The following is a 19,405-nucleotide window of genomic DNA, read 5'->3' on the forward strand; positions in this document are numbered from 1 at the left end:
GGCTGCGGAGCATGCGGTTAGGTTGGCCGCTTGTGACTGCTCTTCGTATCGGTGTGATGTATGACCGCTCCTGGGACCCGGCCGGGCTGCCCGGGTTCGCGCGGGAAGTCGAGGCCCTGGGCGTGGACGACCTGTGGGTGGTCGAGGACCTGGGGTGGAACGGCGGGATCTCGGCGGCGGCGGTCGCCCTCGGCGCGACGGAGCGGCTTCGCGTGGGCATCGGGATAGCGCCCGCGCCCCTGCGCAGCCCCGCGCTGCTGGCGATGGAGGTGGCGACCCTGGCCAGGGTCTTCCCCGGCCGGCTGGTGGCCGGAATCGGCCACGGCGTGCGGGAGTGGATGCGGCAGGTCGGTGTCGCCCCGCGGTCGCCGCTGGCCCTGCTGGAGGAGACCCTGACCGCGGTGCGCGGCCTGCTGCGCGGCGAGCGCGTCACCGTGGACGGGCGCGAACTGCGCCTCGATTCGGTGGAGTTGGTTCACCCGCCGGCGAAGGACGCGGTGCCACCGGTGATCGCGGGCGTCGTCTCACCCAAATCCCTGGAGCTGGCCGGCCGTGCCGCGCAGGGCACGCTCGTGGCCGAGGGCCACGGCCCGGAGGACCTGCGGGCGGTCCGCGCGGCCGCGGAGCGGGGCGGCGCGGGCGCGGACTACACCATCACCGCGTTCACCTACCTGGGCGTGGGGGACGCGGCGGCGCCGGCCCTGCGGGACTCCGTCGCAGGGCACGCGCAGTGGCTGGGACGCGATGAGGCGCACACGTTCGCGGCCGGGGGCACGGCGGCCGAGGCCGCGGCGGCACTCGACGCTCTCGGGGCCGCGGGCGCGCAGACGGTGGTGGTCCGGATCTGCGGCCCGGAGCCGGTCACCCAGTTGCGCGAGGTGCTGGCAGCGCTCGGCCGCTGACGGGCGTGGCAGCGCCCTTGGAGTGCGGGGCTCCAAACGACGTGCAGCACTCCTACCCACGGGTGGTTCCCCGGCCTTCGGTCGGGGGACCACCCGTGCCACACGTCCTTCACTACTCCTCCACGCGGACCTTGTCGGCCTGCATTCCCTTCTGGCCTTGCACGGCTTCGAAAGAGACTTTCTGGCCCTCCACCAAGGATTTGAAGCCACTTCCTTCGATCGCCCTGAAGTGCACGAACAGGTCAGGGCCGGATTCCGGAGAGATGAAGCCGTAACCCTTCTCATCGTTGAACCACTTCACCGTGCCGTTCTGCCGCTCGGCCATGTCTCCTCCTGATCGCACTCGGTTGCGCCGACTGCCGTGATCATCTCACGCAGTGCAGTGGAGACGGCACAATGAGCAGTCGGACTGGGTGTCAGAACCGTTCCGGTCAACGCCTGTCCGTCGCAGGTGCCGGTGCCGGTGCCGGTGCCGGTCGAGCAGGTGACTCCCCCCATGAATTCCCGGTCGCCGGCACTCCGTCACACCTGCGGCGGCCCCTGGTCAGGGCGTGCTCCCGGCCGCACCAGGCCATTCATGTGCCAATCATGTGTTATCGGCGTGTTGCCCGAGGCTCCTGCCGCTCCTAGGGTCTCCCGCATTGGACGGCCGATGGGAACCGGTCGTGCTCCAAGGCCCCCGCTCCGGTACCCCCACGCCCGCCCGACACGCGTCTGCGCGTCATCGCGTCAACCCTCGCCCCCACCCAGAGGACCTCGCACATGCGATCTAGAACCCTGTTGCGGCCACGGGCCGTACTCGCGGCGCTGGCGCCGCTGGCCCTGGCGGTCGCCACCCTCGGTACGGGGGCGGCCTTGCCCGCTCGCGCGGCGACACCGGCGTACACCATCACGACCGGCGCCACCGGCGGTTACGGCTACGCCGACGACACACCGGCGTACCCCTTCATCGACAGTGACGGCACGTTCTACTTCCAGTCCTCGCACTCGCTGTACGGCGGCAGCGACACCCGCGCCTGGCAGTTCTGGACCGGGACGGACATCGACACGGGCGTCACCAAGGCCGCGATCTCCTCGGCCCCCGACAACGCGAACACCACGGTCCGCTGCAACAACAGCCCGACCGGGCAGAGCGCCACCAACGACCCCAAGGGCTCCCCGACTTCGGGGTACGCGGAGCGCAACTACTGCGACCTGATCGGCGTGTGGGTCGACCCGGACAGCGGCACCTGGTACGGCGCGGTGCACAACGAGTTCACCCCCTCCCCGTTCCACGACGGCCTGCACTACGACAGCATCGACTACGCGCAGTCCACCGACCACGGCAACACGTGGACCATCGTCAACCACATCATCACCTCGCCGTTCAGCACCCTGCGCGAGAACGACCAGAACTGGACGATGGACTCCGGCGGCACCGTCCACGTGGGCAGCCACTGCCTCAACATCTCCGGGGGCGCCACCACCGCCGGCACCGCGGTCACCGTGAGCGGCTGCAACGCAACCGCCGCCCAGCAGTGGACCGCCACCGGCGGCACCCTGGTCAACCCGGCCTCCCACCTGTGCGCGACCGCCTCCGCCACCACCGACGGCAGCACCTTCACCCTCCAGAACTGCGGCGCCACCCCGGCGCAGCAGGCGTTCACCACCCCGGCCGCCGGGGCCACCGGGCAGATCCACCTGACGGGTGCGTCCACCAGCTGCCTCGACGGCTCCACCGTGCTGCAGTTGGCTGCCTGCGACGATCCCGCGCAGGACGGTCGCCGGCAGTTCCCGAACCAGACGTACTACTACGGTGACGGGGACCCGAAGCTGTTCGTGGACTACGCCTCCGGGTACTTCTACCTCTACTACGACACGCAGATCCTGAACCAGGCGGGCGGTGGCCGGGTCGACCTCGGTCATGTGGCGCGGGCGCCGATCTCCGGCAAGATGGCGCCGTCCTCGTGGCACAAGTGGTACGGCGGCACGTGGACCGAGCCGGGCACCGGGGGCAGGGAGGCCGACCTGGTGGCCTCCGACGCGACCAACCCGAGCGGCTACCTGGACGACGCCTACGACCCCGCCAACCCCGGCACCACCGCGCAGCAGCTGGCCGCCGGTCAACTGCCCAGCGCCGCGCCGCTGGCCTGGCTGGACGTGGCCTACGACGCCTACCTGGGCGAGTACATCAGCATGGCCCGGGCCGAGAACCCCACCACGTCCACCCCGCTGCACGTCTACGCCACCGCCGACCTGTCCACCCAGAAGTGGACCGACATCGGCACGGTCGGCAACCCCAGCGGTGGCGCCTGGTACCGCTCCCTGCTGGACGGCACCAGCAAGACCGCCAACGGCCTGGTGGGCAAGACCTTCCGCGACTACTGCATGTACAGCTGCACGCCGACCAGCGGCACCGAGTGGGTCGACACCACGATCGACACCGACTCGGCCAACCTGCCCGTCCCGCCGGTCAGTTCCGGCATCCCGTACCAGATCGCCGCCGGCGACGGCCAGTTCCTGGTCCAATCCGGGAACCAGCTGACCACCAAGCACCGGAGCAGCGACACCTCCGCGTCGCACGGTTGGACGTTCACCCCCACCGGTGACGGCTTCTTCACCATCGCCAACGCCGAATCCGGCCGGCACATCGGCGTCGACGACAGCACCGACTCCGGTCGTGCCTGGGGCGCCCAGCTCACCCTGGGCACCGGCACCAGCGTCGGCTACCAGTGGTTCCTGCAGCGCGTCAACGACGCCACCATGCCGGCCGACAGCTACCGGCTGGTCAACCGCTACAGCGGCCAGGCCCTGAGCCTGACCGCGGACACCGGCGCCGCCACCGCACCCCAGCGCGACTGGGCCAACACCGGCACCTTGGGCGACACCCACGCGGTCGGCGCCCAGACCCTCACCTTCCCGGCCAGCTCGGCCCACGCGGTCACGGTGACCAACCCCGGCACCCAGCACTCGGCGCTGAACACCGCGATCGCTCCGCTGCAGCTCACCGCCACGGACTCGATCGCCGGCGAGACCTACACCTACCAAGCCACCGGCCTCCCGGCGGGCCTGTCGATCAGCCGCAGGGGCGCCATCACCGGCACGCCCACCACGACCGGCAGTTCCACGGTGACCGTCACCGCGACCGACCGGACCAAGGCGACCGGAACGACGACGTTCACCTGGACCGTCGGCTCGCCCAACCTCATCCCCGCCGGGAACTTCGAGTCCGGCGGCCTGGCCGGCTGGACGACCCACAACGCCGGCGTCGTCACCGACCCTTCGGCCCACGGCCCCACCCACGACCTCCAACTGAAGTCGGGGGCCGGTGATTACGCGACCATGGAGTACACCGTCACCGGGCTGTCGCCGAACACCACCTACACCTACTCCGGCTGGGTCCGCGCCGATTCCGGCAGCTCCACCAGCTTCGGCGTGAAGAACTACGGAGGCGCCCAGGTGACCGCCCACACCTCGGCCACCGGCTGGACCCCGGTGTCGGACACCTTCACCACCGGCGCCACCAGCACCTCCGCCACGGTGTTCTGCTACCTGCCGTCCGCGTCGGCCACCTCCACCGTCGATGACCTGAGCCTCACCGACGGCTGACCGACCACCCCGCCCCCAAGAGGTCCTGAGGCCCGCGGCGCCCTGCGCGCGGGCCTCAGGACGACCCATCGGCCCGGGCCGCCCGCGCGAGCGCCCGCTCGGCCGGCGACCCGGATTCGGCCACCCACCGGAGCCTTGGTCGGCCTCCGCCGGGGCCGGCTCTCCCCAGAGGAAGTGGAGCCCTCATGGCCCGCACCCGAAGAATCACCGCACTGGGCGCCGCCTGCGGCCTGGTGCTGACCGCGGCCCTGTCCATCGCGCCCTCCGCGCCCGTGGCGCGTGCGGCGACCGGCACGACCGCGTGGCAGGCCGGCCGGTTCGGGGTCGACACGCCCGACCTCGTCCGCCGCTCGGACGTGGTCCTGGCCGCACCCAACACCACCCAGGCGCAGTCGATGCCGCTCGGCAACGGGACGCTGGGCGCCGCCGTCTGGGCCGCCGGTGGCTTCACCGCCCAACTCAACCGGTCGGACACGCTGCCGGACCGCAAGTCACCGGGCTGGCTGACCGTTCCGGGCCTCGCCAGGCTCACCGGCGCACCCGACTTCTCCGCCCACCTGGACCTGTACGACGGGACCCTGGTGGAATCGGGCGGCGGCATGACCGCCACCGTCTACGTCCGCGCGGACAAGGACGAGCTGGTGGTCGACGTCACCGGCGCCGATCCGACGTCGCCGCAGACCGCACGACTGGCCCTGTGGTCGGGCCGCTCCCCCCAGCCGCTGGCCTCCGGATCGATCGCCACGCTCGGCGAGACCTGGGTGGACGGCGGCACGCCCGGCGCGAGCGGTGCCACCTTCGGCTCGCTCGGCGCGATCACCGCCGGCGGCCGGGACGTCAGCGCCAGTGTGGTCGACTCCCGGAGCGTCCAGGTGTCCTTCACCCCCAACGCCGACGGCACGTTCCGGCTCGTCGCCGCCGCTCCGCACTGGACGGGCGGCGACGCACAGGCCACCGCCACCACCCTGCTCGGGACCGACGCGACCACCGCCTCCCGGGACCTGGAAGCCCCGCACCTCGCCTGGTGGCACGACTTCTGGGGCGGTGTCGGCCTGGTCAGGTTCTCCTCCGCCGACGGCAGTGCCGACTACCTGGAGAACCTGCGCACCCTGGACCTGTACGACGCCGCTGCCGAGAGCCGGGACACCTATCCCGGCTCGCAGGCCGGGGTGGGCGACCTCTTCTCCGCGTACCAGGACACCCACCAGTGGGACCCGGCCGACTACTGGCACTGGAACCTGCGGATGCAGGTCCAGGCCAACCTCTCCTCGGGGGCGTTCAGCCTCAACGACCCGTACTTCCGGCTGTACAACGACAACTTGGCCGGGATCGAGTCCTGGACCCAGGCCCACATGGGCGACCGCCCGGGCGTCTGCGTGCCGGAGACCATGCGCTTCGACGGCAACGGCTACCTGGTGACGTCCACCGGCGCCGTGCGCCCGCCCGAGTGCGACGCCACCGCGAGCGCCTTCTACAACACCCGGACGGTCTCCACCGGCGCCGAAGTCGGCCTGTGGGTCTGGCAGCAGTACCTGATGACCGGTGACCGGTCCTTCCTCGCGGCCCACTACCAGCTGATGGCCCAGGCCGCCCGCTTCCTGCTCGCCTACGCCACCACCGGCACGGACGGCTACCTGCACACGTACCCGTCCAACGCGCACGAGACCCAGTGGGACGTCCACGACCCCACCACCGACCTCGCGGCCGAGCAGGCGCTCTTCCCGGCGACCGTCCAGGCCGCCCAAGTGCTCGGCCAGGACGCCGATCTGGTCGCGCGGTTGCAGGCCGCGATCCCGCGGATCCGCCCGTTCGCGCGGACCGATGCCGCCACCCGGAGCCAGTTGCTCTCCCCGGCCGACGACGCCGCCGGCCAGGACGTCATCGCGCCGTCCTACGACCCGGCGGCCACGAAGATGAACTCGGAGAACATCGGTCTGGAACCGGTCTGGCCCTACGACCTCATCGGCGACTCGGGTGCCCTGTCCGACCTCGCCAAGCGCACCTACACCGACCGCCCCGACCAGCAGGCCGACGACTGGAGCCTGGACCCGCTGCAGGCCGCCCGGCTCGGCCTGGGCAGCGAGGTGTCGACGACCCTGATCGGGCTCACCGAGAAGTACCAGAAGCAACCGTCGGGCATGGCCACCTTCGTCGGCGACGAGCCCTACGTCGAGCAGCAGGGCGTGGTGGCGGCCGCGCTGAACGAGGCGCTGGTCCAGGACTACGACGGGCTGCTGCGCATCGCGCCCGCCCTGCCGCCGGGTTGGGACGCGGACGGCACGGTGTTCATCCAAGGCGGCAGCAAGGTCTCCGTCCAGGTGCACGGCGGGACGGTGACCACAGTCGGCATCAACGCGGGGTCCACCGGCACCGTCAACCTGCGCAACCCCTGGCCCGGGCAGCAGGTCGAGGTGGTGGACGGGGGCGACGAGACGACGGTCGTGGTGCCCGCCACCACGGCCGCGCAGATCGCCATCCCCACCGCGAAGGGCTCCTCCTACCTGGTGCAGCCGGTCGCGAACCCCGTCAGCTCGCTGACCGTCGCCGCGGTCACCGGCGACCCGGCGCTCCGGCCGCGCACGCTGGGGCCGGTCACGATCGGCCTGCCCGCGACGAGCACCCTGGTCGACGCGGCCGCTTCGCGCTGCCTGGACGACCCGGGCTCCAGCACCACCCCCGCCACCCGGATCGACGTCCGGGACTGCGGCGGCGGCGCCGACCAGAGGTGGACCTACACCCCCGGCAAGGAGCTGACCGTCTTCGGCATGTGCCTGGACGCCTACGCCGGAGGCACCGCTCCGGGCACCTCGGTCATCCTCTGGCGCTGCAACGGGCAGTCCTACCAGCAGTGGACGCTCAACCCCGACGGCACCGTCCGGGGCGTCCCCTCCGGCCTGTGCCTGGACCTCACCGGCGGGGCCACCGGCAACGGCACCCCGATCCAGCTGGCGACGTGCACCGCCGGTGCGAGCTAGCGCTGGTCCAGGGCCTGACCGGCGCCCGGCGCGCGGGGGCGGGGACTCCACATCCCCGCGCGCCGGGTTTCGTCCTCCTGCGGGCCGGGTGTCATCCTCCGGGGCGCCCGGCCGCGGCCGGTTCGGGCGTGCCCGGCGGCGCGGCGGCCCGGGCGGTCGCTCCTAGAGGCCCAGGTCGTCGAGTTCCTTGAGCAGGGCCGAGCGCTCGGAGGGGGCGGTCGGCGCGGTCGGGACGGCGGCACCACCGGGGCGGCGGTCGCGCAGCAGCCAGGCACCCAGGCACCCGCCGGCCAGCCCGCCGAGGTGGTCCAGCCAGCTCACCCCGCCCGGGGCGCTGGGCAGCGCGCCGAACACCAGGTAGGCGAAGCTGGCCGCCATCACCAGGCCGATCAGGCTGTCGATCAGGTGCCGGTCGAAGATCCCGCGCAGCACCACGTAGGCGAAGTAGCCGAAGACCAGCCCGCTGGCGCCCACCGTCGCGATCTGCGGGCTCTGGAAGACCCACACCGCCAGGCCGCTGGTCACCGCCAGCAGCACGGTCAGCACCAGGAACCGGGCCACCCCGCGGTAGGCGGCCAGGAAGGCGAAGACGAACAGCGGCCCGGAGTTGCCCTCCAGGTGGGCCCAGCCGTAGTGGAGCAGCGGGGCGGTGAAGACCGTCCCGAGCGAGTCGAGCTCCTGCGGGCGGATGGCGAACCGCACGGCCAGCGCGTTGCCGTCCGACCAGTTGGCCAACTGCACCGCCCAGACCAGCGCGAGCAGCCCGAACACCACGAAGAACGCCTTGCGCGCCTCCGCGATCATCACCGCCTCGGCGCTGCGGATGTCGCTCTCGGCCATGCCCGCCCCCTCCTGGTCATCTCGCCGCAGATGGTAACAGCGCGTCCGTGCGACCCCCGGGTCCGTGGGTTCGGGTGGCGCGGAGCCGAGATGCGGTGGCGAGCGGGGCGGGCGCATGCTGGAAGAGGCCCGGTGGCCGACGGCACGACCTGCTCGACGGTCGCAACGCGTTCTGGGCCCGAGAGGGGTGCGACGTGACCCGGGATGCCGAACCGGCCTACACCGTGCCGCCGGAACTGGTGGCGAAGCAGCCGGTCGAAGCCCTCGGCGGCGCCCGCAGCGACGCGCGGATGGTCGTGGTGGACCGCCGGAACGGGGCGGTGGAGCACCGCCGGTTCTTCGAGCTCGCCGGGGTGCTGGGGCCGGGCGACGTGCTGGTGCTCAACAACTCGCGGGTCCTGCCGTCCGTGCTGCGCGGCACGGACGAGCGCGGGCACCGGGTCGTGGTGCAGGTCTACTCGCCGATGGAGGACGGCAGTTGGCATGCCCAGGTGGTGGCGGCCGAGCCGGACCGGCGCGCCGGTGAGGAGTTCACCTTCGACGGCTGCGACGGTTCCGGCCGCGGTCTCGACCGCGTCCGGCTGTCCGGGCGGCTCGTCCGGGAGGAAACGCCCGGCGAGTGGCGCATCGTGCTGACGCCGCCCGGGCCGGAGGCGCTGGAGCGGGCCGCCACCCTCTTCTACCCGCACTACCTGGGGTCCCGGCCCCGCCCCGAGCACTACCAGAACGTCTACGGGAGCCGGCCCGGCGGCATCATGCTGCCCTCGGCTGGGCGGCACTTCACACCGGAGCTGTTACGGCAGCTGACCGAACTCGGCGTCGCGGTGGCCGAGGTGACGCTGGACATCGGCGTCAAGTGGGGAGTCGTGCGGCTCGCCACCTGGCTGCGCGAGACCGCGGGCATCACCGAGCCGGTCCTGCCGGAGGGCACCGCCCGCACGCCGGCCGACGAGCGCGGCAACTTCCCCGGCGCGGAGCACTACGACGTGTCGATCGAGACCGCCGACACCATCAACGCCCGGCGCCGGGCCGGTGGGCGGGTGGTCGTCTGCGGCACCACCGTGATGCGGACGCTGGAGACGGTGACCGACGACGCGGGACGGGTCTGGCCCGGGCACGGCTGGACCCGGCTGGTCATCGACCCCGGTCACCGGTTCCGCTCCTGCGACGCCTTCATGACCAACCTGCACATGCCGACCAGCTCCGAACTGCAGCTGACCGCGAGCCTGGTGGGCGGCGACCGGCTGCCGGAGATCTACCGCACGGAGATCGTCCCGCGCGGCTACCGCTTCTACGAGTTCGGCGACTCGATGGTGATCGTCTGACCGATGAGCCGCGGGACGGGACACCCGGGGCGCCACGCCCACTGAGCCACGAGCCCAGCGAGAGAAGGCAACGAGAGGAGAGTCATCATGTCGGAGCTGAACAAGGCGGCGCTGTACGGATCCACCCTGGCCGGCCTCGCCTGGCACAAGTCCAGCTACAGCAAGGACAGCAAGGACTGTGTCGAGATCGCCGAGCTGGACGGCGGAGCCGTCGCGGTCCGCGACTCCAAGAACCCGCAGCTGACCGCCCTGCGGTTCACCGCCACCGAGTGGGGCGCCTTCCTCAAGGGCGTCCACAAGGGCGAGTTCGGCGCCTGACCGCCGGCCGGCCACCACCGACCAGCGGATGGCGGGCCCGTCACCCCTCGGGTGCGGGCCTGCCTCGGCATGCCCGCGATCCGACCCTTGACTTGCGGTGGTGCAGCTGGATTACTTGTCCTTGCCGCACACAGACCGAATGGTCGGTCGGGTGCCGCAAGACGGACATCGGGCCGTGGTCAGGACGGCGGTCGGCGCGATCCCGTGGAGACCGTGCTCGGCGCGGAGGAAGGCAGCACGATGAGCACCGATCGGCCCACCCGCCTCGGCGAGCCGCTTCCCGCCGAACTGCTGGACGACGCCGAGCGGTTGTCGCGGGAGGAGCTGCGAGCCCTCCAACTCACGCGGCTCCGGGACACCTTGCGGCACGCCTACGACAACGTCGAGCTGTACCGCCGCAAGTTCGACGCGGCCGGGGTGACTCCGGCCGACTGCCGCACCCTCGAGGACATCGCCCGGTTCCCGTTCACCACCAAGGCGGATCTGCGCGAGACCTACCCGTTCGGCATGTTCGCCGTGCCGATGGACCAGGTCCGCCGGTTGCACGCCTCCAGCGGCACCACGGGCCGCCCGGTCGTGGTCGGTTACACCGAGGGCGACCTGACGCGGTGGGCCGACGTGATGGCCCGGTCCATCCGCGCCGCCGGCGGCCGCCCCGGGCACAAGGTGCACATCAGTTACGGCTACGGGCTGTTCACCGGAGGCCTGGGCGCCCACTACGGCGCCGAGCGGGCCGGCTGCACGGTGATCCCCGCCTCGGGCGGCATGACGGCCCGCCAGGTGCAGCTGATCCAGGACTTCGAGCCCGAGATCATCATGGTCACCCCCTCCTATCTGCTCACCCTGCTCGACGAGTTCGAGCGTCAGGGCGTCGACCCGCGCTCGACGTCCCTGCGGGTGGGCATCTTCGGCGCCGAGCCGTGGACCGAGGAGATGCGCCGCGAGATCGAGGAGCGGATGGACATCCACGCCGTCGACATCTACGGCCTGTCGGAGGTGATCGGGCCGGGCGTCGCCCAGGAGTGCGTGGAGACCAAGGACGGGCTGCACGTGTGGGAGGACCACTTCTACCCGGAGGTGGTCGACCCTCTCACGGACGAGGTGATGCCCGACGGCGAGGGCGGCGAGCTGGTCCTGACCTCGCTGACCAAGGAGGCGCTACCGGTCATCCGCTACCGCAGCCGCGACCTGACCCGCCTGCTGCCGGGCACCGCCCGACCGGCGTTCCGGCGGATCGAGAAGATCACCGGCCGCTGCGACGACATGATCATCCTGCGCGGGGTGAACCTCTTCCCCAGCCAGATCGAGGAGATCGTGCTGCGCACTCCCGGTGTCGCGCCGCACTTCCAGCTCCGGCTGACCCGGCGCGGCCGGCTGGACCACCTGACCGTCCACGTCGAGGCGCGCTCCGCCGGCGTCGGCCCCGAACAGCGCGACCTCGCGGCCCGGCTGATCGCCCAGGGCGTCAAGGACGGCATCGGCGTCACCGTGGAGGTGGTGGTCGTCGACCCCGAGACCCTGGAGCGCTCGGTCGGCAAGATCCGCCGCGTCCGGGACCTGCGCGACCTGCGCGACCAGTGACAGCCCACCCGGGCGCAGGGTCGCGCCCGGCCTGCCCGCCGTCCCGGGCCTGGTGGGCGACCTGCCGCCGCCGTCCCGGAACGTCGGCGGCAGGACCGCTGCGGCGACCGGTCACAAGACCGCCTCGGCGGCCCCGGTCGGATTCCAGGCCGGTCGCACCGGGTGATCCGCGACAACACTCGGCTCACCGCCCGTCGCTGATCTACAGTGCTCAGCAGTACGTGTCACTTGTTGAACCAGGAGGATGCGCCGGTCATGGCGACTGAGACGTTCGAGTTCCAGGTGGAAGCGCGGCAGCTGCTGCAGCTGGTGATCCACTCGATCTACTCGAACAAGGACGTGTTCCTGCGCGAGCTGATCTCCAACGCATCGGATGCGCTGGACAAGTTGCGGCTCGCGGCGCTGCGGGACGAGGCGGCCGGAGCCGATGTCTCGGACCTGCACATCGAGTTGGTGGCCGACCCCGAGTCCCGGACGCTGACCGTCCGGGACAACGGGATCGGCATGTCGTACGAGGAGGTGATCCAGCTCATCGGCACCATCGCGAACTCGGGTACCGCCAAGTTCGTCAAGGAGCTGCAGGAGGCCAAGGATGCCGGGGCGGCGGAGGGGCTGATCGGGCAGTTCGGGGTCGGCTTCTACTCCAGCTTCATGGTGGCCGACGAGGTCGTGCTGGTGACCCGGAAGGCCGGGGAGACCGGGGGCACCCGGTGGTCGTCGAGCGGCGAGGGCAGCTACAGCCTGGAGCGGCTCGACGAGGCGCCGCAGGGCACCTCGGTGACGCTGAAGCTGCGCCCCGCCGACACCGAGGACCAGCTGCACGACTACACGGCGCCGTGGCAGATCCGTCAGATCGTCAAGAAGTACTCCGACTTCATCACCTGGCCGATCCGGATGGCCGGGCCGGCCGAGGAGGGCAAGGAGCCCGAGCCGGAGACGCTCAACTCGATGAAGGCGCTCTGGGCCCGCTCCCGCGACGAGGTGTCGGACGAGGAGTACCACGAGCTCTACAAGCACCTCAGCCACGACTGGACCGACCCGCTGGAGACCATCCGGCTGCAGGCCGAGGGCACCTTCGAGTACCAGGCGCTGCTGTTCGTGCCGTCGCGCGCGCCGCACGACATGTTCACCCGCGACTACCAGCGCGGCATCCAGCTCTATGTGAAGCGCGTCTTCGTGATGGACGACTGCGAGGCGCTGATGCCGCCCTACCTGCGGTTCGTCAAGGGCGTGGTGGACGCGGCGGACCTGTCGCTCAACGTCTCCCGGGAGATCCTCCAGCAGGACCGGCAGATCCAGCTGATGCGCCGCCGGCTGGCCAAGAAGGTGCTGGCCACCGTCAAGGAGATGATGACGGGCGACGCCGAGAAGTACCGGACCTTCTGGCGGGAGTTCGGCCGGGTGCTCAAGGAGGGTCTGCTCAGCGACGGCGAGAACCGCGAGGCCATCCTCGCCGTCTCCTCCTTCGCCTCCACCCACGACGAGGCGGAGCCGACCACGCTGCGCGAGTACGTGGAGCGGATGAAGAACGGCCAGGAGCACATCTACTACCTGACCGGCGACTCCCGGCCGGCCATCGAGAACTCCCCGCACATGGAGGCGTTCCGGGCCAAGGGCCTCGAGGTGCTGCTGCTCACCGACCCGGTGGACGAGCTGTGGGTGGAGGCCGTTGCGGAGTTCGACGGCAAGCAGCTGCGCTCGGTCGCCAAGGGCGAGATCGACCTGGACGAGTCGGACGACGAGGCGACCGGGGCCGAGGGCGAGCGCGAGAAGCGCCGGCAGGAGTTCTCCGGGCTGCTCGGCTGGATGACCGAGCAGCTCGGCGAGGAGGTCAAGGAGGTCCGCCTCTCCTCCCGCCTGACGGTGTCGCCCGCCTGCGTGGTCTCGGACACCTTCGACGCGACGCCGGCGCTGCAGGCGATGTACAAGGCGATGGGCCAGGAACTCCCGCGCGCCAAGCGGATCCTGGAGCTGAACCCGGCGCACCCGCTGGTGACCGGGCTCAACCAGGCGCACAGCGAGCGCGCGGACGACCCGGGGCTGCCCGAGACCGCCGAGCTGCTCTACGGCATGGCGCTGCTCGCCGAGGGCGGTCAGCCCAGTGACCCGTCGCGGTTCATCAAGCTGATGGCGGACCGGCTGGCCCGTACCGTCTGACGCGTACCGGGGTGGGCGGCGCCGACCGCCCACCCCCTGGTGCCCGGCTCAACCGGCGGCGGCGCCGAACCACTTCGCCAGCCGGATCTCCAACTCCCGCTGGTCGTCGCCCACCCACGCCACGTGCCCGTCCGGGCGCAGCAGCACCGCGGGCGCCTCCAGTTCCTCGCTGACGTCGGCGACGTGGTCGACCCGGTCCGCCCAGCCCGCCGGCGAGAGCCGGCCGGTCGCATCGAGCAGCAGGCCGCGGCCGGCGTGCATCAGCTCGTAGAGGCGGCCCTGCTTCAGCCGCACGTCGCGCAGGCGGCGGCCGAGCAGTTCATGGTCGTCGTCCTCGCCGAAGTCGTAGCGGATGTCGATCGCGGTGATCATCCCGGTGATGTAGCGGTTCACCTCCTCGAAGTCCATCAGCTTCGAGAGCAGTTCCCGCAGCGCGACCGCACCCGCCCCGGTCCCGAGCAGCGTCATCTGCGCGCGGGTGTTGTCCAGCACCCGGGCTCCCACCGGGTGCCGTTCGGCGTGGTAGCTGTCCAGCAGCCCCTGCGGCGCCCAGCCGTTGACCGCGGCGGCCAGCTTCCAGCCCAGGTTGAACGCGTCCTGGATGCCGAGGTTGAGGCCCTGCCCGCCGACCGGCGGATGGATGTGCGCCGCGTCACCGGCCAGCAGCACCCGCCCGGCCCGGTAGCGCTCGGCCTGCCGGGTGGCGTCGGTGAACCGGGACAGCCAGCGCGGCGAGTGCGCCCCGAAGTCGGTGCCCGCGACGGCCACCAGCTGCTGTTTGAACTCCTCGAAGGTCGTCGGGGCCGTGCGGTCCTCGGCCACCCCGGCGGCGGGCACGATGACGCGGTGCACGCCGCCGCCCTCGTCGATGGTGCCGAACCGCAGCTGGGTCTTGCGGACCTCCGCGACGACGGCGGCGACCTTCTCCGGATCCTCGGTCAGCTCCATGTCGCCCAGCAGCGTCTCGACCGTGGCGGGCTCGCCCGGGAAGCCGATGCCCACCAGCTTGCGCACCGCGCTGCGGCCCCCGTCGCACCCGACCAGGTAGCGCGCGGTCAGCCGGCTGCCGTCCGCCAGCTCGACGGTCACCGCCTCCTCGTCCTGGCTCACCCCGACCACCTCGCAGCCCCGCCGGATGTCGGCGCCCAGCTCCCGGGCGTGCTCGGTGAGCAGCCGCTCGGTGACCGGCTGCGCCATGGTCAGGCCGTACGGGTGCGCCGTGTCCATCCCCTCCGGCCACGCCTTGTGGACGCCGCCGAAGAATCCGCCGATCCGGAACTTCTCACTGACCGCCAGGCACCGCTCCAGCAGCCCGCGCTGGTCCATCAGCTCCACGCTGCGCGCGTGCAGGCCACGGCCGCGGGTCTCCGGCGTCGGCTCGGTCAACTTCTCCAGCACGACCACGCGCACCTCGTGCAGCCGCAGCTCCGCGGCCAGCATCATCCCGGTCGGTCCGGCACCGACGACGATCACGTCGATCAGGTCAGTCAAGGAGTCCCCCATGTCCGCAGGTTCTGGCTTCGAGCGGTGATTCTGCGGGATGACCGGGGCCTTGCCGCAAGGCCCCCGTTGCGCTATACGTTGAGAGTGGCGAGGAGTGGCGATCCCGCCTACTCGTCCTCCCGCTCCCCCTCGGGCGGCCGGATCGGCCGCAGGGCCGCCCAGAGGCCCATCACCGCCGCGAATCCCAGCATCACCAGGCCCACCCACAGGTTGACGTTCCAGCCGCCCGTCTTCAGCCGGTCGGCCTCCGTGGTGGCCGTGGCCCCCAGTGCCGTCAACACGGCGCCGTAGCAGGCGAACAGGAACGCGATGATCAGGCGCAGATCGAAGAACACCCCGGACCTCCCTCACCAGTAGACGATGCTCAGCGCCGTGGCCAGCGCCAGCACTCCGATCGCCAGCAGACCCGGCGAGCGGTACCAGGCGTCCTTCTCGGCCCGCACCCGTGGCGTCAACGACCAGACGAGTCCGCCCAGTTCGCTGTCCGGCTTCGGTGCCGTCGCCAGTGACAGCGGCACGCTCACCGCGATGTCCATCACGAACGCCGCGCTCGCCGCCACGAAGCTCGGGCCCTGTCCGGACATGTGCAGCACGTGGTGCCGGTTCAGCTGGTCGATGGTCACCGCGGCCGCCGTCCCCACCAGCAGCCCGACGCCGCCCGCCACCGGGCTGGTGCGGCGCCAGAACATGCCGAGGATGAAGGTGGCGAAGAGTGGTGCGTTGAAGAAGGAGAACAGCGTCTGGAGGTAGTCCATGATGTTGTTGTAGTGACTGGCGATGAACGCCGTCCCGACCGCGATCGCGCACCCTGCCACCGTGGCGATCCGGCCGACCCGCAGGTAGTAGTGGTCCACCCGGTCCCGCACCACGTAGGACTGCCAGATGTCGTACGTGAAAACGGTGTTGAACGAGCTGACGTTCGCCGCCATGCCCGCCATGAACGCCGCCAGCAGCCCGGTGATCGCCACCCCCAGCATCCCGCTCGGCAGCAGGTCGCGGATCAGCAGCTCGATCGCGTTGTTGTAGGTGACCCCGTTGTTCAACGTGCCCCCGCTCGCCTTGTACGCCGCCAACTCCGGTGAGAGCACGGCCGCGAGCATGCCCGGGATCACGATCACCAGCACGATCAGCGCCTTGGGGTACGCCCCGATCAGCGGGGTGCGGCGCGCCGCCGACATGTCCTTTGCCGCCAACGCCCGTTGCACTTCGGCGAAGTTGGTGGTCCAGTAGCCGAACGAAAGCACGAAGCCAAGGCCGAAGACGATGCCCAGCACCGACAGGGCGGCGTTCTCGATCCCGGTGAGGTTGGTGCCCGGCCAGGAGTGCAACTGGAGTTCGGCATCGGCGTTCAGGGCGCGCACCCGCGCCGCCAGCCCGTCCCAGCCGCCGACCCGGTGCAACCCGACCAGGGTGATCGGCACCAGCATCGCCACGATGACGAAGAACTGCAGCACCTCGTTGTAGACGGCCGCCGAGAGCCCGCCCAGGGTGGTGTAGGCCAGCACGATCGCCGCCGCCGCCAGCACCGACACCCAGAGCGGCCAGCCCAGCAGCAGGTTGACCACGGTGGCCAGGGCGTACAGGTTCACCCCGGCGATCAGCACCTGGGCCAGCGCGAAGCTCAACGCGTTGACCAGGTGGGCGAACCGGCCGAACCGGCGCAGCAGGAACTCGGGCACGCTGCGCACCTTGGAGCCGTAGTAGAACGGCATCATCACCAGGCCGAGGAAGACCATGGCCGGGATGGCGCCGATCCAGTAGTAGTGCACGGTCGGGATGCCGAACTGCGCGCCGTTGGCGGTCATGCCGAAGATCTCGACGGCCCCCAGGTTGGCCGAGATGAAGGCCAGGCCGGTGACCCAGGCGGGCAGCGCCCGGCCGGCCAGGAAGAAGTCCAGGCTGGCGGAGACCGAGCGGCGGGCCATCGTGCCGATGCCCAGCACCAGCGCGAAGTAGAGGGCGAGCAGGGCGTAGTCGACGGGCTGGGCCTCGAGGCGCAGCTGGATGGCGGCGAGTGGCGTCATGGCGACCCCGGTGGAGTGGCTGCCCCTGTGGGCGGTGGCGGCCCACGGTAGGCGCCCGCCGGCCCCGCCCCCGGCCAGGCGCGCTCGTCGCACCGCCGAACGGGGCACCGGCCACCCTCGTCGAGCCGCCGAACGGACGCACCGCCACCCGGCCACCGGCGTGGTCCGTTGCCGCACCTCACCTCGGCTGCTGGGCTGGCTGGGCGTCAGGGTCCGGAGGACGAAAGAGGGCGGGTGTGGCGGAGAGCGAGCGCGGCCGGTGCTGCGGATCCGCCCGGTTCGCCCTGCTGCGCCGGCGGGACCGCTGGCGGGCCCGGCTGCTGGAGGGCTGCGTCGGCCGGTGTGCCGCCGCCCGGCACCGGCTGGCCGGCTGGCGCCGGGCCGACCCCGGCCGGCGGGCGGTCCCGGCGGGGCTCGGGGAGCTCGGCTGCCGCCTGGCGGAGGCTGCCTGCCGCGTCGCCGGCCGGCTGCTGCACTGGGCGCTGACGGCCGCCGCCGGGGTGCTCCCGATGCGTGTCGGCAGCACCGCCTCGGAGCGGATCCGGCACGTCTTCGTCCTGGTCCTGGAGAGCCGCTCCTTCGACCACATGCTCGGCGCCTCCACCGGCGCCGTCAGCCCGGACGGCGAGCTGCGCCCGGGCATCGGCGTCGACCCGGTGACCGGTGCGGCCACCACCGTGGACGGTCCGGGCGATCAGCGCAACAGCCATGCGGGCACCGACTACCGGATCCGGCTCGGCCCGCCGTTCGTGCTGCCGGTGGACCCGCCGCGCGAGTTCTGCGACGTCCGACTCCAGCTGGCCGGAAGCCCGACCGACGGCCGCCCGCACGACGACCGCTGTGCGTACACCGGTGACTACCCGCCGATCGACCTCAGCGGCTTCGTGCGGAACTACGCCGACGAGGCCGCCCGCAAAGACGGTTCGGCCGACCCGGGTGCGGTGATGGCCTGCTTCACGGACCGACAGGTGCCGGTCCTGGCCACGCTGGCAAGGGAGTTCGCCCTCTGCGACCGCTGGTTCTCCGCGTTGCCCGGCCCCGCCTGGCCCAACCGGTTCTTCCTGCACGCGGCCAGCTCGGCGGGCCTGGACCGCAGCCCGGACCCGTCGGAGACGATCGGCTCCGAGCCGGCCGGCTACCACTTCGAGCACGGCACCATCTACGAGGCGCTGGACGGCAAGGGCCTGCCCTGGCGGGTGTACTCGGGCGACGCGCTGCCACAGGTCTCGGCGCTGGCCGGGATGGACCTGCGCCGCCTGCTCACCCGCTACCACCACGTCGACGACCTGTCCGACCACCTGGGCCGCCGCCACTACGACGCCGCCTACACCTTCATCGAGCCCTGCTACGGCCATGTGCCCAGCCACGGCGCCGGCCTGCGGGGCGGCAGCGGTCAGCACCCGCTGGACGACGTGACCCGGGGCGAGGCGCTGATCAAGCAGGTCTACGAGGCGGTCCGGCGGTCCCCGCACTGGGAGTCCAGCCTGCTGGTGATCACCTATGACGAGCACGGCGGCTTCTACGACCACGTACCGCCGCCGACCGCGGTGCCGCCCGGTGACTCGGTCGACCCGGAGCACAACGCGCACGGCTTCCGGTTCGACCGGCAGGGCGTGCGGGTGCCGGCCGTGGTGGTCTCCCCCTGGGTGCCCGATCTGCGCTCGCCGGGCGTTCCGGGCCAGAACTGCAACCTGGTCGACCACACCCAGTACGACCACGGCTCGCTGCCGGCCACCGTGGAGCAGCTGTTCGGGCTGGAGCCGCTGACCCAGCGGGACCGGCACGCCAACCACTTCGCCCATCTGCTGTCCGCCCGCACGCCCCGCACGGCCCCCCTCACCCTGCCGGACCCGGCCGACCCGGGCCCCCGGGAGGTCCACGGCCGGACGGACGGCGACCGGCTGGTCGCGACGGCCGACCCGGCCGTCGCCGCGCGGCCGTTGACCGCGTCGGTGCGCGGCTCCCTGCAGACCGCGGCGATCCTGCACGCCCGGCTCGACCCGGAGCAGCACGAGCAGGTGCGGCAGCGGGTCGCGGCGATCGGCACGGTGGGCGAGGCCGCCCGGTACCTGGTGGAGGTGCGCGCCCGGCTGCGCGAGCACGGCGTGCCCACCGCCCGGCCGCGCGAGCACGGCGTGCGCACCGCCCGCCCGGGAGGGGCGGCGGGCACCTGAACCGCCCGGCCCTCGGCC

13 protein-coding genes are annotated in these 19,405 nt (G+C 71.9%); 8 read left to right on the forward strand and 5 right to left on the reverse strand.

Annotated elements, in window-relative coordinates:
• The first annotated feature begins 32 nt into the window (after window positions 1–32).
• Window positions 33–902, forward strand: a complete 870-nt coding sequence (locus LN042_RS08400; RefSeq protein ID WP_230050007.1) for an LLM class flavin-dependent oxidoreductase — start codon at window positions 33–35, stop codon at window positions 900–902.
• 112 nt (window positions 903–1,014) lie between these two features.
• Here the strand turns inward: LN042_RS08400 and LN042_RS08405 are convergent, their stop codons facing one another.
• Entirely contained in the window at window positions 1,015–1,227 is a 213-nt protein-coding gene (locus LN042_RS08405; RefSeq protein WP_230050009.1) for a cold-shock protein, read from the reverse strand.
• Window positions 1,228–1,664: 437 nt separating this feature from the next.
• Here LN042_RS08405 and LN042_RS37210 point away from each other — a divergent pair, with 437 nt between their 5' ends.
• Both LN042_RS37210 and LN042_RS08420 read left to right on the forward strand, forming a co-directional pair.
• Window positions 1,665–4,490, forward strand: a complete 2,826-nt coding sequence (locus LN042_RS37210) for a putative Ig domain-containing protein (RefSeq protein WP_283843630.1) — start codon at window positions 1,665–1,667, stop codon at window positions 4,488–4,490.
• A 185-nt stretch (window positions 4,491–4,675) separates the two neighbouring features.
• Entirely contained in the window at window positions 4,676–7,465 is a 2,790-nt protein-coding gene (locus LN042_RS08420) for an RICIN domain-containing protein (protein ID WP_230050011.1), read from the forward strand.
• Window positions 7,466–7,627: 162 nt separating this feature from the next.
• Here the strand turns inward: LN042_RS08420 and LN042_RS08425 are convergent, their stop codons facing one another.
• On the reverse strand, window positions 7,628–8,305 hold the full coding sequence (locus tag LN042_RS08425; protein WP_230050013.1) for a rhomboid family intramembrane serine protease: 678 nt from the start codon (window positions 8,303–8,305) through the stop codon (window positions 7,628–7,630).
• Between the two features lie 194 nt (window positions 8,306–8,499).
• On the opposite strand from LN042_RS08425, the gene LN042_RS08430 reads away from it, so the two are divergent.
• From LN042_RS08430 to htpG, 4 genes are all read left to right on the forward strand, one after another.
• On the forward strand, window positions 8,500–9,630 hold the full coding sequence (locus LN042_RS08430) for an S-adenosylmethionine:tRNA ribosyltransferase-isomerase (protein ID WP_230050015.1): 1,131 nt from the start codon (window positions 8,500–8,502) through the stop codon (window positions 9,628–9,630).
• An 87-nt stretch (window positions 9,631–9,717) separates the two neighbouring features.
• Window positions 9,718–9,948, forward strand: coding sequence for a DUF397 domain-containing protein (locus tag LN042_RS08435; RefSeq protein ID WP_230050017.1), 231 nt, complete (start codon window positions 9,718–9,720; stop codon window positions 9,946–9,948).
• 240 nt (window positions 9,949–10,188) lie between these two features.
• Window positions 10,189–11,529 carry a phenylacetate--CoA ligase PaaK gene (gene paaK / locus LN042_RS08440; RefSeq protein WP_230050018.1) on the forward strand — a complete coding sequence of 447 codons (1,341 nt, stop codon included), beginning with the start codon at window positions 10,189–10,191 and terminating at the stop codon, window positions 11,527–11,529.
• Window positions 11,530–11,784: 255 nt separating this feature from the next.
• The gene (gene htpG / locus LN042_RS08445) at window positions 11,785–13,686 is read left to right on the forward strand and encodes a molecular chaperone HtpG (RefSeq protein WP_230050020.1); all 1,902 of its coding nucleotides are present in this window, start codon (window positions 11,785–11,787) and stop codon (window positions 13,684–13,686) included.
• Window positions 13,687–13,734: 48 nt separating this feature from the next.
• Here htpG and rox read toward each other — a convergent pair whose 3' ends face one another.
• The 3 genes from rox to LN042_RS08460 form a co-directional block, all read right to left on the reverse strand.
• A complete protein-coding gene (rox, locus tag LN042_RS08450; protein WP_230050381.1) occupies window positions 13,735–15,168 on the reverse strand; it encodes a rifampin monooxygenase in 1,434 nt (477 codons plus the stop codon).
• A gap of 128 nt (window positions 15,169–15,296) precedes the next feature.
• Window positions 15,297–15,524 carry a hypothetical protein gene (locus LN042_RS08455; RefSeq protein WP_230050022.1) on the reverse strand — a complete coding sequence of 76 codons (228 nt, stop codon included), beginning with the start codon at window positions 15,522–15,524 and terminating at the stop codon, window positions 15,297–15,299.
• Window positions 15,525–15,536: 12 nt separating this feature from the next.
• A complete protein-coding gene (locus LN042_RS08460) occupies window positions 15,537–17,213 on the reverse strand; it encodes a sodium:solute symporter family protein (RefSeq protein ID WP_230050024.1) in 1,677 nt (558 codons plus the stop codon).
• A gap of 236 nt (window positions 17,214–17,449) precedes the next feature.
• Here LN042_RS08460 and LN042_RS08465 point away from each other — a divergent pair, with 236 nt between their 5' ends.
• Window positions 17,450–19,387, forward strand: a complete 1,938-nt coding sequence (locus LN042_RS08465; RefSeq protein WP_230050026.1) for an alkaline phosphatase family protein — start codon at window positions 17,450–17,452, stop codon at window positions 19,385–19,387.
• Window positions 19,388–19,405 lie beyond the last annotated feature (18 nt).

This window comes from Kitasatospora humi, from assembly GCF_020907985.1.
GTDB classification, from domain to species: domain Bacteria; phylum Actinomycetota; class Actinomycetes; order Streptomycetales; family Streptomycetaceae; genus Kitasatospora; species Kitasatospora humi.

What these genes read in the sequence shown, in the direction of transcription:
- LN042_RS08405 (WP_230050009.1), bottom strand. Translation starts at nt 1,227, where the DNA reads ATGGCCGAGCGGCAGAACGGCACGGTGAAGTGGTTCAACGATGAGAAG.
- LN042_RS37210 (WP_283843630.1), top strand. Translation starts at nt 1,665, where the DNA reads ATGCGATCTAGAACCCTGTTGCGGCCACGGGCCGTACTCGCGGCGCTG.
- LN042_RS08420 (WP_230050011.1), top strand. Translation starts at nt 4,676, where the DNA reads ATGGCCCGCACCCGAAGAATCACCGCACTGGGCGCCGCCTGCGGCCTG.
- LN042_RS08425 (WP_230050013.1), bottom strand. Translation starts at nt 8,305, where the DNA reads ATGGCCGAGAGCGACATCCGCAGCGCCGAGGCGGTGATGATCGCGGAG.
- LN042_RS08435 (WP_230050017.1), top strand. Translation starts at nt 9,718, where the DNA reads ATGTCGGAGCTGAACAAGGCGGCGCTGTACGGATCCACCCTGGCCGGC.
- paaK (WP_230050018.1), top strand. Translation starts at nt 10,189, where the DNA reads ATGAGCACCGATCGGCCCACCCGCCTCGGCGAGCCGCTTCCCGCCGAA.
- htpG (WP_230050020.1), top strand. Translation starts at nt 11,785, where the DNA reads ATGGCGACTGAGACGTTCGAGTTCCAGGTGGAAGCGCGGCAGCTGCTG.
- LN042_RS08460 (WP_230050024.1), bottom strand. Translation starts at nt 17,213, where the DNA reads ATGACGCCACTCGCCGCCATCCAGCTGCGCCTCGAGGCCCAGCCCGTC.